15 protein-coding genes are annotated in these 15,789 nt (G+C 70.4%); 12 read left to right on the plus strand and 3 right to left on the minus strand.

The features are described from left to right. Positions 1-63: 63 nt before the first annotated feature. The 3 genes from ACG02S_RS18975 to ACG02S_RS18985 all read right to left on the minus strand — a co-directional run bounded on the left by ACG02S_RS18975 (position 64) and on the right by ACG02S_RS18985 (position 4,812). The gene (locus tag ACG02S_RS18975) at positions 64-2,436 is read right to left on the minus strand and encodes a hybrid sensor histidine kinase/response regulator (RefSeq protein ID WP_394472053.1); all 2,373 of its coding nucleotides are present in this window, start codon (positions 2,434-2,436) and stop codon (positions 64-66) included. Beyond that, complete coding sequence (locus tag ACG02S_RS18980; RefSeq protein WP_394472054.1) at positions 2,433-4,061, minus strand: FecR domain-containing protein; 1,629 nt, start codon at positions 4,059-4,061, stop codon at positions 2,433-2,435. The genes ACG02S_RS18975 and ACG02S_RS18980 overlap by 4 nt, the downstream gene beginning before the upstream one ends. A gap of 61 nt (positions 4,062-4,122) precedes the next feature. Then, entirely contained in the window at positions 4,123-4,812 is a 690-nt protein-coding gene (locus ACG02S_RS18985) for a TetR/AcrR family transcriptional regulator (RefSeq protein ID WP_394472055.1), read from the minus strand. Positions 4,813-4,962: 150 nt separating this feature from the next. Between ACG02S_RS18985 and ACG02S_RS18990 the strand changes: the two genes are divergently transcribed. The 12 genes from ACG02S_RS18990 (at position 4,963) to ACG02S_RS19045 (ending at position 15,786) form a co-directional block, all read left to right on the plus strand. Continuing rightward, entirely contained in the window at positions 4,963-6,570 is a 1,608-nt protein-coding gene (locus tag ACG02S_RS18990) for a carboxyl transferase domain-containing protein (protein ID WP_394472056.1), read from the plus strand. 58 nt (positions 6,571-6,628) lie between these two features. Next, positions 6,629-6,919 carry a type II toxin-antitoxin system VapB family antitoxin gene (locus ACG02S_RS18995; protein WP_394472057.1) on the plus strand — a complete coding sequence of 97 codons (291 nt, stop codon included), beginning with the start codon at positions 6,629-6,631 and terminating at the stop codon, positions 6,917-6,919. Then, positions 6,906-7,316, plus strand: coding sequence for a type II toxin-antitoxin system VapC family toxin (gene vapC / locus ACG02S_RS19000; RefSeq protein WP_394472058.1), 411 nt, complete (start codon positions 6,906-6,908; stop codon positions 7,314-7,316). Before ACG02S_RS18995 ends, vapC begins: the two co-directional genes overlap by 14 nt. A 4-nt stretch (positions 7,317-7,320) precedes the next feature. Then, a complete protein-coding gene (locus ACG02S_RS19005) occupies positions 7,321-8,112 on the plus strand; it encodes an enoyl-CoA hydratase/isomerase family protein (RefSeq protein WP_394472059.1) in 792 nt (263 codons plus the stop codon). Further along, entirely contained in the window at positions 8,109-8,702 is a 594-nt protein-coding gene (locus tag ACG02S_RS19010) for a DUF7010 family protein (protein WP_394472060.1), read from the plus strand. The genes ACG02S_RS19005 and ACG02S_RS19010 overlap by 4 nt, the downstream gene beginning before the upstream one ends. Next, a complete protein-coding gene (locus tag ACG02S_RS19015; protein WP_394472061.1) occupies positions 8,702-9,313 on the plus strand; it encodes a DUF4126 domain-containing protein in 612 nt (203 codons plus the stop codon). The genes ACG02S_RS19010 and ACG02S_RS19015 overlap by 1 nt, the downstream gene beginning before the upstream one ends. After that, positions 9,310-10,590: an adenosylmethionine--8-amino-7-oxononanoate transaminase gene (gene bioA / locus ACG02S_RS19020; protein WP_394472062.1), complete on the plus strand. Its 1,281-nt coding sequence runs from the start codon at positions 9,310-9,312 to the stop codon at positions 10,588-10,590. The genes ACG02S_RS19015 and bioA overlap by 4 nt, the downstream gene beginning before the upstream one ends. Further along, positions 10,577-11,791 (plus strand): 8-amino-7-oxononanoate synthase, encoded by a 1,215-nt coding sequence (locus tag ACG02S_RS19025; protein WP_394472063.1) that lies wholly within the window; start codon positions 10,577-10,579, stop codon positions 11,789-11,791. Before bioA ends, ACG02S_RS19025 begins: the two co-directional genes overlap by 14 nt. Then, positions 11,788-12,465: a dethiobiotin synthase gene (bioD, locus tag ACG02S_RS19030; protein ID WP_394472064.1), complete on the plus strand. Its 678-nt coding sequence runs from the start codon at positions 11,788-11,790 to the stop codon at positions 12,463-12,465. Before ACG02S_RS19025 ends, bioD begins: the two co-directional genes overlap by 4 nt. Beyond that, a complete protein-coding gene (bioB, locus tag ACG02S_RS19035; RefSeq protein ID WP_394472065.1) occupies positions 12,462-13,502 on the plus strand; it encodes a biotin synthase BioB in 1,041 nt (346 codons plus the stop codon). The genes bioD and bioB overlap by 4 nt, the downstream gene beginning before the upstream one ends. A 1-nt stretch (position 13,503) precedes the next feature. After that, positions 13,504-13,710: a hypothetical protein gene (locus tag ACG02S_RS19040; protein ID WP_394472066.1), complete on the plus strand. Its 207-nt coding sequence runs from the start codon at positions 13,504-13,506 to the stop codon at positions 13,708-13,710. A gap of 93 nt (positions 13,711-13,803) precedes the next feature. Next, positions 13,804-15,786 (plus strand): ATP-binding protein, encoded by a 1,983-nt coding sequence (locus ACG02S_RS19045; RefSeq protein ID WP_394472067.1) that lies wholly within the window; start codon positions 13,804-13,806, stop codon positions 15,784-15,786. The last annotated feature ends 3 nt before the right edge of the window (positions 15,787-15,789 follow it).

Below are 15,789 nucleotides of genomic sequence, written 5' to 3' on the forward strand. Positions count from 1 at the left end.
AGAAGCGTCGTGGCGCCGGAATCAGAGGCGGCTTGCTTCAGTGGCGGCGGCCGCCGCCCCGGGTCACAGCCGCGCGTGACGCGCCAGCGCCTGCAGCAGCTCGGGCAGCCCGATGGGCTTGGTCAGGTGGGCGTCGCAGCCGGCCTGCAGTGACTGTCGCGCATCGTCGTCCGATGCATTCGCCGTCAGCGCGACTATGGGGGTGCGGGACCGTCCCTCGGCCGCCTCGATGGCCCGCCACTGCCGCGTGGCAGACAGGCCGTCCAACTCGGGCATCAGCATGTCCATCAGCACGAGGTCGAAATCCTGCGCGCGCAGCATCGCCAGCGCCTCGGCACCGTCGTGCGCGCGCTCGATGCGGTGTCCCAGCGGCGCCAGCATGCCCTCGATGACGAGCACGTTGACCTCGTTGTCCTCGGCCAGCAGCAGATGCAGCGCACGCGCCGGCGCCACGCGCTCGGGCCGCTGCGGGGCAGCGTCTTCAGCAGGCGGCGGCACGGCGGGCAGCTGCAGGCACAGGTCGAAGCGGCTGCCCTCGCCCGGGCGGCTCTGCACGCTGACATCGCCGCCCATCAGCCGCGCCAGGCTGCGCGTGATGGACAGGCCCAGCCCCGTACCGCCGAACTCGCGCGCGACGCTGGCATCGGCCTGCGCGAACGGCTCGAAGATGCGCTGCAGCACCTCCGGCGCGATGCCGATGCCGGTGTCCTGCACGACGATGTGCACCAAGCCGTCCGGGCCGCGCGACAGCTCCACCGTCACGCCGCCGCTGCGCGTGAACTTGACCGCATTGCCCACCAGGTTGGCCACCATCTGCGCCACGCGCTGCGCGTCGCCGTTCACCCAGCCCGCCGCCTCGGTGCGCGCGAACACCCGCAGCCACAGGCCGCGGCCCTGCGCGCGCTCTCGAAGCAGCTCCAGCTGCATCTCCACCAGGTCCGCCAGGTGGAAGGGGCGTGCCATCAACTCCAGACGCCCGCTCTCGATGCGCGCGTTGTCCAGCAGGTCGTTGATGAGCGCGAAGGCCTGTCGGCCTGCGTGGCCCAGCATCTCGACGTGGTGGGCCTGCTCGGGCCGCAGCGGCGAGCGCGCCAGGATGTCGGAGAAGCCCAGCACCGCATTCATCGGCGTGCGCATCTCGTGGCTGACCTGAGCCAGCAGCTCGGTCTTGGCGCGGCTGCGCGCCTCGGCCAGTTCGCGCTGGCGCAGCAGCTCGTGCTCGCGCTCGCGGGCCTGGCGCTGGTGTGCCGCCGCGGTCAACAGCAAGGCCAGCGCCAGCAGGTAGAGCGCGGGCGCGGGCGTGGCCAGCACGCCGGCCTGCGCGCCGCCCCACGCCAGCAGGCAGATCAGCGCCATCGCGACGCCCGCGGCCCGCCCCTGCGCCCGCAGCAGCAGCGGCAGCCCGCCCAGCGCCAGCACCAGCGCGTTGAGGGCCCACACCGCGGGGCCGCGCTCCTGCATCAGCGGCAGCGGCTGCTGCCCCAGCGCCTCGAAGACAGCCGCATTCAGCGCCACGCCGCTGAGCCGCCCCTGCGGCGTCATGACGTCGTCGGCAAAGAAAGCGCTGCTGCCGACGAACACGCTGCGGCCCTTCAGCAGCTGCGGCAGACCGGCGTCATCGACCTCGCCCAGCGCCGCGCGCATCAACCGCTGCCACGGCAGACTCGGCGGCTCGCCGGCCTCGGGCGGCAGGCGCAGCCGCAAGCGGCCATCATCGTCCAGCGGCCAGCGGCGGGTGCCGGCGACGAGATCGCCGCCCTCCATGCGCCAGCCATCGGCGCCATCGGCACGCAGCCGCGCGGCCAGCGCCAGGCTGGGCAGGCTGAGGCCCTGCACGCGGTGAAGCAGCGGCAGCCGGCGCAGCATGCCGTCATCGTCCAGGCGCACGGAGATCAGGCCCAGGCCCGCCGGCGCGGGCAGTGCGTCCAGCAGCGCGTCGGCCGGCAGCGTCACGCCGCCCCAGGCCATGCCGGGCGCACCCGTCTGGCCCAGCCGCGCCAGAGCTCGCTGCTCACTGGCGCTGGGCGCTGGCAGTTCCACGCCGGCGCGCTGGCCGCGCGTCAGGCCCGCGCCGGCCAGCACCACGGGCGGCGGCCCGCCCAGCGCCGCGGCCAACCGGGCGTCGCCGTCGCGCGCGCCGGCGAACACGACGTCCATCACCACCAGCCGCACGCCGGCCTGGCCCAGGTAGTCCAGCATCAGCGCGTAGACGTCGCGCGAGTACGGCCACTCGCCGAGCGGCTCGCGCAGCGCGCGCAGCGAAGCGTCGTCGATGTCCACGATGACGACACCGGGCTCGGCGCTGGGCGCGGGGGCGGCCGTGCGCAGCAGCGCGTCGCCCAGCACGTCGTCGATGCGGCGCTGCGCGCCCGCCAGGCTCAGCAGCACCCACAGCAGCAGCGCTGCCGGCCAGGCCAGCCAGGGCCAGTGCTTCAAAGGACGGGAATCAGCAGCAGGGGCAGCAGCCACAACCAGCGCGGGTAGGGCACCTCGATCATTTGCGTCTGCCCCCACGGGCCGGGCGCGCCGGCTGCGTTGAAGCCGCGCGCGCGCAAGAAGTGCTTGCCGGCCGACGGCTTGGGCAGCGCGACCTCCGGCTTGTCGGTGCCCAGGCGCTGCACGCCCGGGCCCTCGAACTTGTCGTCCTTGGCCAGCTCCAGCTCGTAGCGCACGACGCCGGGGTCGGCGCGCCAGCGCAGCTTCAGCTGGTCGCCGTTGAGCTCGGGCTCGGCCGGCGGCGGGGCGGGAGGCGGCGGCTGGATCTCGAAGCGCTGTGCGTCGCCGAACGGGCCGGCGCGCCCGCCCCCCTCCACGGCGGCGATGCGCCAGAAGTAGGCGCCGTCGGGCAGCATGGCCCTGAACTCGGCCGCCTCCAGCGGCGGGGGTTGCAGCACCAGCTCCTTGAACGCGGCGTCGCGGGCGATCTGCACCCGTACGCGCGGCGCGGCAGTGTTCTGTGCCCAGGCCAGCTGCATGCCACCGTCGTAGCTGACGGCGCCCTCGGCCGGCCCGCGGATGAACGGCGGCTCGGGGCGCGCCGCCAGGCGGATGTCGGCATCGGCGGCAGCGCCCTCCTGGCCGCGCGCGTCGACGGCGCGCACGCGCAGCGTGTAGTCGCCGTCGGCCAGCTCGCGCGCCTCGGCCCACGCAGCCACGGGCTCGCCGACATGGGCGTCCAGCAGCAGGCGGTCGAAGTCGCCCTTGGGATAGAGCTGCGCGCGCCAGGTGACGGCGCCAGTGGGGCCGCCGGTCCAGGCCAGCCGCAGCGGCAGCCGCTCGGCCACGGGGGCCAGGCCGCCGAGGTCGGGAGGCGGGAGCAGCGGCGCGACAGTGCGCGCCCCGCCCTGCGCCAGCAGCCCTTGACCGGACGGGACGTCGGCCTTCAACCCGTCGGCCGCGACGGCGCCGGACAGCACCTGCATGCGCGTCGCGTCGGTGGCCGTCTGCACGCGGAACTCGGTGCCTCGCACGCCCAGGTTCACGTGCGGCGTGCGGATCTCGTACAGCGGCACGCGCTGCGCGTTGGGCGCGACACGGCTGTCCGCCCCGCCCTGCTGCACGCCCACCCGCACGGCAGGCAGCGCGCCGCGGCCCAGCACCAGCAGCTGCTCCAGCGTGACCTCGCTGTCGGGCGGCACCAGCAGTCGCGAGCCGTCGGCGAAACGCAGCGAAGCGCTGGACTGCGCGCCGGTCTTGATGCGGTCGCCACTGTGCAGCTGCGCGCCCGTGGCCAGCGCCTCGCTGACGCCGCCGCGCAGCCGCGTGACCTGACCGCGCGCGAACAGCGCCTCGGCCACGCTGGCCTCGCGCCGCAGCCAGCCAACCGGCATGCGCAGCGTGCGGCCCGGCATCAGCCGCAGCGGGTCGGGCACGCGGTTGAGCTGCTGCAGGTCGCGCCAGGTCTTGCCAGGCGCGAGCCAGGCGTCGGTCAGCGTGATGAGCGTGTCGCCGGGCTGGATGCGGTAGCGCCAGTCCGCGTCGGCAGACTCGGCCTGCGCACGCGCTCCGCCCATGATGGCCAGCAACAGGCCTGTGGCGAGCCAGGTTCTTGGTGTGTTCATCGCCGCGTCCTCCCTGAAGGAAGCCGAATACTAGCCATCCGGCTGGCAGACGAAAGGGGAATCAGACCTGATCCAGCGCTTCTTGAAGCCGGCCACGCAGCCGGCGCAGCTGTTGCAGCTCGTGTTCGGGCGCCTGCAGCGCGGGCCACAGCAGGGCGACGAGGTCGCGCGCGCTGGCCTCCACGTCGAGCTGCCGGCCGGTGATGACCACCTCCCACAGCATGTGCTCCATGGGCCCGAACACCAGCGAGCGCAGCAGGCGCAGCGGGATGTCGCCGCGCACCTCGCCAGCTTGCTGGCCGCGCGCCAGCAGGTCCATCAGCGGCGCGGTGTAGCGGCGCTGCAGCTCGACGAAGCCCTCGCCGAGGTCCTGACCCTTGGTTCTGCCCTCGGACAGCACCAGCGCGCACAGGCCGGTGCCCTGGATCAGGAACAGCCGCAGGTGCGTCAGCACAACGAACTCCAGCTGTGCGCGTACCGGCTGGTCGCGCGGCAGGCCGGCCTCGATGGCGTCGATGATCTCGTCGTACCAATCCTGGATGACGCGCATGCACAGCTCTCGCTTGCCGCGGAAGTAGGTGAACACCGTGGCTTCCGAGATCCCCAGGCGCTGCGCGATCTCGGTCGTCGTGGCGCGCTCGTAGCCGCGCTCGGCGAACACCTCTCGGCCGATGCGCAGGAGGTCGCGCACGCGTTGCTCTGCCTTGGGGCCGGCAGGGGAGCGGCGTTGTGGCGCGGTTGGGGTCGTCATCGGGGCCGCATTCTGCGCAATTGTTGAGGATCGCTCAAGTCGGATTGCATCCACCTTAGTGCTCGACTATCCTGGCGGCCCTCGCGCGGCTCACAAGGCCGACCACTCATAAGTTGAGCCTCGCTTAAGCGAGGCTCGCCGGGAGACTCCATGCCGGTCCTGACCACCCAGCTCAACCCGCGCTCCGCCGACTACAAGGCCAATGCCGACGCGATGCGCGGCCTACTCAAAGACCTGAACGCCAAGCTCGCGCAGATTGCCCAGGGCGGCGGCGAAGCGGCCCGCGCCAAGCACACCGCCCGCGGCAAACTGCTTCCGCGCGACCGCGTCGAGATGCTGCTGGACCCGGGCACGCCCTTCCTGGAGCTGGCGCCGCTGGCCGGGCTGAACCTGTACGACAACGCGGCGCCGGGCGGCGGCGTGGTGGCCGGCATCGGCCGCGTGTCGGGCGTTGAGTGCGTCATCGTCTGCAACGACGCGACCGTGAAGGGCGGCACCTACTACCCCATCACCGTCAAGAAGCACCTGCGCGCGCAGGAGATCGCCCAGCAGAACCGCCTGCCCTGCATTTACCTGGTGGACAGCGGCGGCGCCAACCTGCCGAATCAGGACGAGGTCTTCCCGGACCGCGACCACTTCGGCCGCATCTTTTTCAACCAGGCCAACCTGAGCGCCGAAGGCATCCCGCAGATCGCTGTCGTGATGGGCTCGTGCACCGCGGGCGGCGCCTACGTGCCGGCGATGAGCGACGAGACCATCATCGTGAAGAACCAGGGAACGATCTTTCTGGGCGGCCCGCCGCTGGTGAAGGCCGCGACCGGCGAGGTCGTCACGGCCGAGGACCTGGGCGGTGGCGACGTGCATACCCGTCTCTCGGGCGTGGCCGACCACCTGGCCAACAACGACACGCATGCGCTGGCCATCGCGCGCCAGTCCGTCGCGCGCCTCAACTGGACCAAGGCGAATCCGCTGGCGATGCAGGAGCCCAGGGCGCCGGCATTCGACCCCGCCGAACTGCACGGCGTGATCCCGACCGACACGCGCAAGCCCTTCGACATTCGCGAGGTCATCGCCCGCATCGTCGACGGCAGCGAGTTCGACGAGTTCAAGGCCCGCTACGGCGCGACGCTGGTCTGCGGCTTCGCCCACATCGAGGGCATGCCGGTGGGCGTCGTCGCCAACAACGGCATCCTGTTCGCCGAGAGCGCCAACAAGGGCGCCCACTTCATCGAGCTGTGCTGCCAGCGCAAGATCCCGCTCGTTTTCCTGCAGAACATCACCGGTTTCATGGTCGGCCGCAAGTACGAGAACGAAGGCATCGCCCGCGCCGGCGCCAAGATGGTGACGGCCGTGGCCTGTGCGCAGGTGCCCAAGTTCACCGTCATCATCGGCGGCAGCTTTGGCGCCGGGAACTACGGCATGTGCGGCCGCGCCTACTCGCCGCGCTTCCTGTGGATGTGGCCCAACGCGCGCATCTCGGTGATGGGTGGCGAGCAGGCAGCCAGCGTGCTGAGCACCCTGCGCCGCGACGCCATCGAGAGCAAGGGCGGTGCGTGGAGCGCCGACGAAGAGGAAGCGTTCAAGGCACCGCTGCGGCAGCAGTACGAGGACCAGGGCCACCCGTACTACGCGTCGGCGCGGCTGTGGGACGACGGCGTCATCGACCCCGCCGACACGCGCCGTGTGCTGGCACTGGGCTTGAGCGCATCGCTGAACGCGCCGATCCCCGAGACGAAGTTCGGCGTGTTCCGGATGTGATGCCCAATGCCGGGGCGCCGAGTAAGATACACACGACGTCGCACATTCCATACACATCATGCGCACCAACATCGACATCGACGACGATTTGATGGCCCGCGCCATGGCGGCCGGCCCGTTCAAGACCAAGAAGGAAGCCGTGGAGGCAGGCCTGGCCCTGCTGGAGCGCCAGGCCGCCTACCGCGAGATCCTGAAGTGGAAGGGCAAGCTGCAGTGGGGCTGGGACGATGGCGAGCCGCGTCTGGACGGTCAGCCCAACATCGTCCAGGCCGCCGAGCCGCCCGCGACGTACCGCGCCAAGGCGGCGACGACACCTGCAGCCAAAGCCGTCAAGCATGGTCGTCGTTGACAGCGGCGTCTGGATCGATCTGTTCGGCGGCCGCGAGAACGGCGCCACGGCGGCACTGGAGCGCCTGCTGTCCGATGGCGAGACCCGGCTGGTAGTGCCGGACCTGGTGCTGCTCGAGGTGCTGCGTGGCTTTCGCGCCGAGAGCGACCTGCGCGTTGCACGGTCGCTGTTCGCCCGTCTGCCCGTCGACAGCACCGGCGGGGCCGACCTGGCCCACAGCGCGGCCGACCAATACCGCCAGCTTCGCCGCCTGGGCCTGACGGTGCGCAACGGCATCGACAGCCTGATCGCCACCTTCTGCATCGAGCGCGGGTTTGCGCTGCTGCACCGTGATCGCGACTACGACGCCTACGTGGACCACCTCGGCCTGCAAGCCTGGCCGCACCTGGACAGCTGATGCCATGAACACCCTGCACATCACCCACGAGGGCCACATCGCCCGCGTCACGCTGAACCGCCCCGAGGTGCGCAATGCGTTCAACGAAACGCTGATCGCCGAGCTGACCGGCACCTTCAACGTCCTGGGCGCGCGCAACGACCTGCGCGCCATCGTGCTGGCGGCTGAAGGCAAGGCCTTCTGCGCCGGTGCGGACCTGAACTGGATGAAGGCCATGGCCGGCTACAGCTGGCAGGAAAACCAGGCCGATGCCAGCAAGCTGGCCGACATGCTGTGGGCGATCTACAACTGCCCGGTGCCGGTCGTCGCTCGCGTGCAGGGCGATGTGTACGCCGGCGGCGTGGGGCTGGTGGCCTGCGCGGACATGGTCGTCGCGGTGGATGCGGCGGGCTTCTGCCTGAGCGAGGCCAAGCTGGGCCTGCTGCCGGCCACCATCGGCCCCTACGTCGTCAAGGCGCTGGGCGAGCAGGCATCCCGGCGCTACTTCGTGACGGCGGAGCGCTTCTCCGCCGATGAGGCTCGGCGCCTGGGCCTCGTGCACGAGGTCGTGGCCGCCGACGCGCTGGATGCCAAGGTGGACGAGCTGGTCACCGCCATTGCGGCAAACGGGCCTGCTGCTGCGCGCGCCTGCAAGCAACTCGTCAAGGACGTGGCCGGCCGCGAGATCACGCCGGAACTGCGCGACGACACAGCTCGCCGCATCGCCGACATCCGCGCCAGTGGCGAAGGGCGCGCGGGCGTGCAAAGCTTCCTCTCCAAGACCCCGCCCCCCTGGACCCAGGCACCCACACGATGAACGAAGCCGCCCTCACCTCACAGGCGCCCGACATCGCCCGGGCCCAGGCCGACATGCGCACCGCCTACTGGCATGCCGCCTTCGGGGTGCTGTCCTCGGCGCTGGTCTGGGCCGTTGCCGCCGGTGTGACGGCTCTCGGCCAACCGCAGCAGGCGGTGTGGACGCTGCTGATCGGCGGCATGTTCATCTTTCCGCTGAGCATGGTGATGGCCAAACTTGCGGGCCGCACCGGCATGCACGAGAAGTCCAATCCGCTCGGCCGGCTGGCGATGCTCAGCACCGTCGGGCTGCTGGTGGGCTGCGCACTGGCGCTGGGCGTGGCGACGCAGAAGCTGGAATGGTTCTTCCCGACCATGCTGCTGGTCATTGGCCTGCGCTACCTCGTGTTCACAAAGGTGTACGGCCTGTGCATCTACTGGTCCTGCGGCCTCGCGCTCGCCACGGCTGGTCTGGTGCTGGGTCTTCTGCTGGCCGCACCGTCGTCCGAGCTGAAGGCCGCAGGCCCGCTGCTGGGCGCCGCCACCGGCGCCGTCATCGAGGCGCTGTTCGGCGCCCTGCTGCTGCGGCAAGGCCGCGCGAGGGCCCGCTGATGACCCTCGACGCCGTCCAGCTCATCGCCCTTGCCGCCGCCCTCGGCTGGGCCAGTGGCCTGCGGCTGTACCTGACGGTGCTGCTGGTCGGCGTGGCCGGGCATCTCGGCTGGATCGCGCTGCCGCCCGGGCTGCAGATCCTGTCGTCACCGCTGGTGATGGGCGCCGCCGGCCTGCTGGCGCTGGTCGAGTTTCTGGCCGACAAGATCCCGCTCATCGACAGCGCCTGGGACGCGCTGCACACGCTGATCCGCATCCCCGCCGGCGCGGCGCTGGTGGCCGGTCTGGTCAGCGGCTGGTCCGGCGACGACGGGCAGGCCTGGGGTATCGTCGCGGCCCTCGTGGGCGGTAGCCTGGCAGCGGCGGCCCACACGGCCAAGGCCAGCACGCGGGCGGCGGCGAACACCTCGCCCGAGCCCTTCTCCAACATCGGCCTGTCGCTGATCGGCGACGTGGCCGTGCCCACCATGCTGTGGCTGGCCTGGGCACATCCGTTCATCTTTTTCCCGTTGCTGGCGCTCGCGCTGCTCGTCACGGCGGCGCTGATTTGGTTCTGCTTCAAATTCCTGCGCGCACTGGTCCGCCGCGTGCGCCGCCCCGCTCCTGCATGACTTCTCTCCAAGACCGCAGCCGCCAGGCCGTCTGGCACCCCTGCACGCAGATGGCCCGGCTGGACGCCGCGCCGCCGCTGCCCATCGCCCGTGGCGAAGGCCCCTGGTTGTTCGACACCGACGGCCGCCGCTACTTCGACGCCAACTCGTCGTGGTGGGTCAACCTGTTCGGCCACAGTGACCAGCCGCTGATTGATGCCATCAAGGCGCAGCTCGACACACTGCCGCATGTGATGCTGGCCGGCTGCACACACGAGCCCGCCGTGCGGCTGGCCGAGCGGCTGTCGGCGCGCACCGGCGGCGCGCTGGGCCATGTGTTCTTCGGCAGCGATGGCGCCAGCGCCGTCGAAATCGCGTTGAAGCAGAGCTTCCATTCCTTCAAGAACCGCGGTCGTCCGGAGAAGCGCGAGTTCGTCTGCCTGAAGAACAGCTATCACGGCGAGACGCTGGGCGCGCTGAGCGTGACCGACGTGCAGGTGTTCCGCGACGCCTACGACCCACTGCTGATGCGCGCGCATATCGTCATGTCGCCCGATGCGCGGCTCGGCAACGAGGCCCAGGCGCTGGCAGCGATGCGCGCGCTGCTGGCCGAGCGTCATGACCACATTGCGGCGGTCATCGTTGAGCCGCTGATCCAGGGCGCGGCCGGCATGGTCATGTACTCGCCGGCCTACCTGAAGCGACTGCGCGAGCTGACGCGCGAGTTCGACGTGCATCTCATCGCCGACGAGATCGCCGTCGGCTGCGGACGCACCGGCACCTTCTTCGCCTGGGAACAAGCGCAAGCCGAGTGGCCCGACTTCATCTTGCTGAGCAAGGGCATCACCGGCGGCACGATGCCGCTGTCGCTGGTACTGACCACCGACGACGTGTTCGCCGCTTTCTGGAGCGAGGACGTCACGCGCGGCTTCCTGCATTCGCACTCGTACACCGGCAACCCGCTGGCCTGTGCGGCGGCCAACGCGGTGCTGGATCGCTTCGACGGCGGACAGCTCGACGACAACCATGCGCAAGCCGACCGCCTGACCCGCGCCTTCGCACCCTTGTCCTCACGCATCACCCACCTGCGTCAGCGAGGCATGATCCTGGCGTTCGATGTGCCCGCAGCGCCCCCGCGCTTCGCTGAAGCTTTCCACCTCGCGGCTCGCGCCCACGAATTGCTGATCCGACCGATCGGCAACACCGTCTACCTGATGCCCCCTTACCTGATCGACGACGCGACCGCGGCCTTCCTGGCCGATGCCGTGACGGCGACGCTGAACGATGTCCTTGCTTGATCACCTGAGCGCCAAGCTCTCGGCAATAGCCGCGCAGAGCCTGACGCGCACTCTGCGCCGCGCCGACGACGGCACCGCGCCCCGCCAGAACATCAACGGCCGGCCGCTGCTGATGTTCTGCTCCAATGACTACCTGGGCCTGGCCGCCGAGCCTGCCATCGCAGAGGCACTGGCGGAAGGCGCCCGCACCTGGGGCGGCGGCTCCGGCGCGTCACCGCTGGTCAGCGGCCACAGCGCCGCGCACGAGGCCGTCACCGACATGCTGGCGCGCTGGTACGCACCGCACATCCCGCAGGCCCGCACCATCGGCTTCTGCACGGGCTACATGGCCAACCTCGCCGTCGTTACGACGCTGGGCGACGAGCACACCGAGATCTTCTCGGAGCAGCTCAACCATGCGTCGCTGATTGACGCGGCGCGGCTGGCGAAAGCCAAGGTCACGCGCTTCCCGCATGCCGACTTGACGGCGCTGCGCGCGGCCCTCACGGCCAGCACGGCCAGGGTCAAGCTCATCGTCACAGACGCCGTGTTCAGCATGGACGGCGACCTCGCGCCGCTGCCCGCGTTGCTTGCCCTGGCCGACGAGTTCGACGCCTGGCTCGTCGTCGACGACGCGCACGGCTTCGGCGTGCTCGGCGAAAGAGGTCGCGGCACGCTGGAGCACTTCGGCCTGCATAGCGAACGGCTGATCCTTGTCGGCACGCTGGGCAAGGCCGCCGGCCTCGCGGGCGCCTTCGTCGCGGCCCACGCCACCATCGTTGAATACCTCCTGCAGTCCGCGCGCAACTTCATCTTCTCGACCGCATCGCCGCCGGCCATCGAGCATGCACTACTGACCAGCTTCGCATTGATAGAAGGCCCACTCGGCACCGCCCGCCGCGCCAACCTCGTCGCGCGACAAACGCAGTTGCGCGACGGGCTGCTGGCACTGATCGACCAGCACCCACGCCTGGGCTGGCAGCTCACCGACTCGTCTACACCCATCCAGCCGCTCATCGTCGGCGGCAACGCCGAAGTCATGGCACTCGCCGCCGCGCTGGAGGCCGCTGGCCTTCGCGTACCCGGCATCCGCCCGCCCACCGTTGCGGCGGGCACCGCGCGACTGCGCATCACGCTGTGCGGCACGCACACGGCAACTGACGTCGATGCGTTGCTGACTGCGCTGGAGCGCGCCGCCGCCACGCAGGAGCAGGCGGCATGAACGGCTTCTTCATCACCGGCACCGACACCGAGATCGGCAAGACCTTCGTCACCGCCGCGTTGACCCGTGCACTGGCCGCGGCGGGCCACCGCGTCGCACCGATCAAGTCGCTGGCCGCCGGGCAGACGTGGCGCAACAGCCGCTGGATCAACGAGGACGTCGCCGAGCTGCTGGAAGCACAAGACTTGGGCCTGAGCGACGCGGACGTCGGTCCTCTGCAGTTCCGCGAGCCCTGCGCACCGCACATCGCTGCCAAGCTCGAAGGCCGAGCTATCGACCGCGATGCGCTGCTCCATGCCATCCGCGCCACGGCGGCCAAGGCCGACATCGCCCTGGTCGAAGGCGTCGGCGGCTTTCGCGTGCCGCTCACCGCCCACTGGGACACCGCCGACCTCGCCCTCGACCTGGGCCTGCCGGTCATACTCGTCGTGGGCCTGCGGCTGGGCTGCATCAACCACGCGCTGCTGACGGCGGAGGCCATCCGCGCGCGTGGCCTGACGCTGGGCGCGTGGGTGGCCAACACCGCCGACCCGCACCAGTCGCACGTCGCCGACAATCTGGCCTCTCTGCAGGCCGGCCTGAAGGCGCCCTGCCTGGGGCACATCCCCCGACTTTCCGATCCGCTGGACGCACCGGCGCATCTCGACATTTCTCCCTTGGTTGCCTTCGCATGAACCAGATCCAGACCCTCACGCCCACCACCGACGCCGACCGCCGCCAAGCCACGCCCTGGACGGTCAAGGATGTCGTGGCGCTGTTCGACCTGCCCTTCAACGACCTGCTGTTCCGCGCCCAGCAGGTGCACCGCGAACACTTCGATGCCAATGCGGTGCAACTGTCCACGCTGCTGTCCATCAAGACCGGCGGCTGCGAGGAGGACTGCGCCTACTGCCCGCAGTCGGCCCACTTCGACACCGGCCTGAAGGCCGAGAAGCTGATCCCGCTGCAGGAAGTGATGGAAGCCGCCCGCGCGGCCAAGGCCAACGGCGCGACGCGCTTCTGCATGGGCGCCGCCTGGCGCTCGCCCAAGCCCCGCCACCTGGAAGCCATCGGCGAGATGATTTCCGAGGTCAAGGCGCTGGGCCTGGAGACCTGCCTGACCGCCGGAATGCTCGAAGACGGCCAGGCCGAGCAGCTCAAGGAGGCGGGGCTGGACTACTACAACCACAACCTCGACACCGCGCCCGAGTTCTACGGCCAGATCATCACGACGCGCACCTACCAGGACCGTCTCGACACGCTGGACCGCGTGCGCCAGCAGGGCCTGAAGGTGTGCAGCGGCGGCATCGTCGGCATGGGTGAGACGCGCCGCCAGCGCGCCGGCCTCATCGTGCAGCTGGCCAACCTCGACCCCTACCCCGAGAGCGTGCCCATCAACAACCTCGTGCAAGTCGAAGGCACGCCGCTGGCCGGCGTCGCGCCGCTGGACCCGCTGGAGTTCATCCGCACGATTGCCGTCGCCCGCATCGCGATGCCGCGCGCCATGGTGCGCCTGTCCGCCGGGCGCGAGGAGATGCCCGAGACCATGCAAGCGCTGTGCTTCCTGGCCGGCGCCAACTCGATGTTCTACGGCGACAAGCTGCTGACGACGAGCAACCCGCAGGCCGAGAAGGACCGGGCGTTGCTGGACCGGCTGGGCATGCGTTGCTCGACCGAAGCCGAGCTGACGCCGTCCGACGCGGCGGCCAAGGTGCAGGTCTGCACGCACTGACATGAAGCAACTCCTGCTCTTGCTCGCCGTCCTCTCGTTGTCCGGCTGCGCCTTCGTCTACGACCAGGTGCAGGCCGTCGCGCAGGGTCAGTGCGCCAACCTGAGCAATGCCCAGGAGCAGCGCGCGTGCGAGCGCCGCAACGCGCCGGACTACGACCAGTACGAGGCGCGCCGCAAACGGCTGCAGGAAGGCAACAAGCCGGGGTGACCGTTCCCGCCTGCCCCTGCCATCAACGCCAGTGATCCTGGCCGCAGCTGAACAACCCGTGTAGAAGGTTCACGAGACCGGAGACAAGAAGAGATGTTCAAGAAGATCCTGATCGCCAACCGCGGCGAGATCGCCTGCCGGGTGGCCGCGACTGCGCGCCGCCTCGGCATCCAGACCGTTGCAGTCTTTTCCGACGCCGACCGAGATGCGCAGCACGTGCAGGCCTGCGACGAAGCCGTCCACATCGGCGGCCCCGCGCCGCGCGACTCCTACCTGCAGTGGGAGCGCATCCTGGCCGCCGCCAAGGCGACCGGCGCACAAGCCGTGCACCCCGGCTACGGTTTCTTGAGCGAGAACGAGGCGTTCGCGCAGGCCTGCGCTGATGCCGGCGTCGCCTTCATCGGTCCGCCGCCGAGCGCCATCCAGGCGATGGGCCTGAAAGCCGAATCGAAGCGGCTGATGGAAGCGGCAAACGTGCCGCTGGTGCCCGGCTACCACGGTGCGGATCAAGATCCGGCGTTACTGAAGCGTGAAGCTGAGCGCATCGGTTACCCCGTGCTCATCAAGGCCAGCGCCGGCGGCGGGGGCAAGGGCATGCGCGCGGTCTACAACGCCGATGAGTTCGACGCCGCACTGGCCTCGTGCAAGCGCGAGGCCAGCAACAGCTTCGGTGACGACGCGGTGCTGATCGAGCGCTATGTGCAGAAGCCCCGCCACATCGAGATCCAGGTGTTCGGCGATTCGCACGGCGACTGCGTCTATTTGTTCGAGCGCGACTGCTCCGTGCAGCGCCGCCACCAGAAGGTGCTGGAGGAAGCACCCGCGCCGGGCATGACCGCCGAACGTCGCGCACAGATGGGCGAGGCCGCCGTGGCCGCGGCGAAGGCCGTGGGCTATGTCGGCGCGGGCACCGTCGAGTTCATCGCCGAGCAGGACGGCCGCTTCTACTTCATGGAGATGAACACCCGGCTGCAGGTGGAACATCCGGTGACGGAGGCGATCACCGGCCAGGATCTGGTGGAGTGGCAACTGCGCGTCGCGTCGGGTGAACCGCTGCCGTTGAAGCAGCACGAACTGCGCATGCGCGGCCACGCCATCGAGGCCCGCATCTGCGCCGAGAACCCGGACGGCGGCTTCCTGCCCGCCACCGGCACGCTGGACGTGGCACGCTGGCCGGCGCATGTCGCGTTCGAGCGCGGCACCACCCGCATTGATGCCGGTGTGCGGGAGGGCGACGCGATCAGCCCGTTCTACGACTCGATGATCGCCAAGCTCATCGTCTGGGGTGAGGATCGGGCGCAGGCGCTGGCCCGGCTGGACGCCGCGCTGCGCGACACGCACATCGTCGGCCTGCACACCAACGTCGCCTTCCTGCGCCGCTGCGCGGCGACCGCGTCGTTCTCGGGCGCCGACCTCGACACCGGCCTCATCGAGCGCGAGAAGGCGGTGCTGTTCGACCAGCCCGGCCTGCCGCTGCGCATCAGCGCGGCCGCCGTCGTCGCCCACGCGCTGGCCGTCGAAGGCGCCACGCAGGGCAGCGACCCGTGGAGCGCCCGCGACGGCTTCCGCCTGTTTGGCGCGGCAACGCGGCGCTTCGACCTGGAAGCCGGCGGCGCGCATCACGAGGTGCAGCTGTCGCGCCATCACCGTGGTGGCATGACGCTGACCGTCGAGGGCGAAGCCATCCCGTTCGCCGTGCAATCGCAGGACGCAGAAGCGCACGAGCTATTTCTGGGCGCCGAGCGCCAGCGCGTGAAGACCTACGCCCAGGGAGAGCGCGTCGCCGTGTTCGCAGCCGATGACTCCGCCGTGCTGACCCAGGTGGACTTGATCGCCCATGCCGGCGACGGCCCGGCCGATGGTGGCCGCCTCACCGCACCCATGCCGGGCAAGCTGATCGCCTTCCTGGCCCAGGCCGGCGACACCGTCACCAAAGGCCAGCCGCTGGCCGTCATGGAGGCCATGAAGATGGAGCACACGATCTCGTCGCCGCGCGACGGCAAGGTCGCCGAGCTGCTGTTCGCCATCGGCGACCAGGTCAGCGACGGCGCGGAACTCCTCAAGCTGCAAGCCTGAACC

The organism is Pelomonas dachongensis (assembly GCF_043555865.1).
GTDB classification, from domain to species: domain Bacteria; phylum Pseudomonadota; class Gammaproteobacteria; order Burkholderiales; family Burkholderiaceae_C; genus Pelomonas; species Pelomonas dachongensis.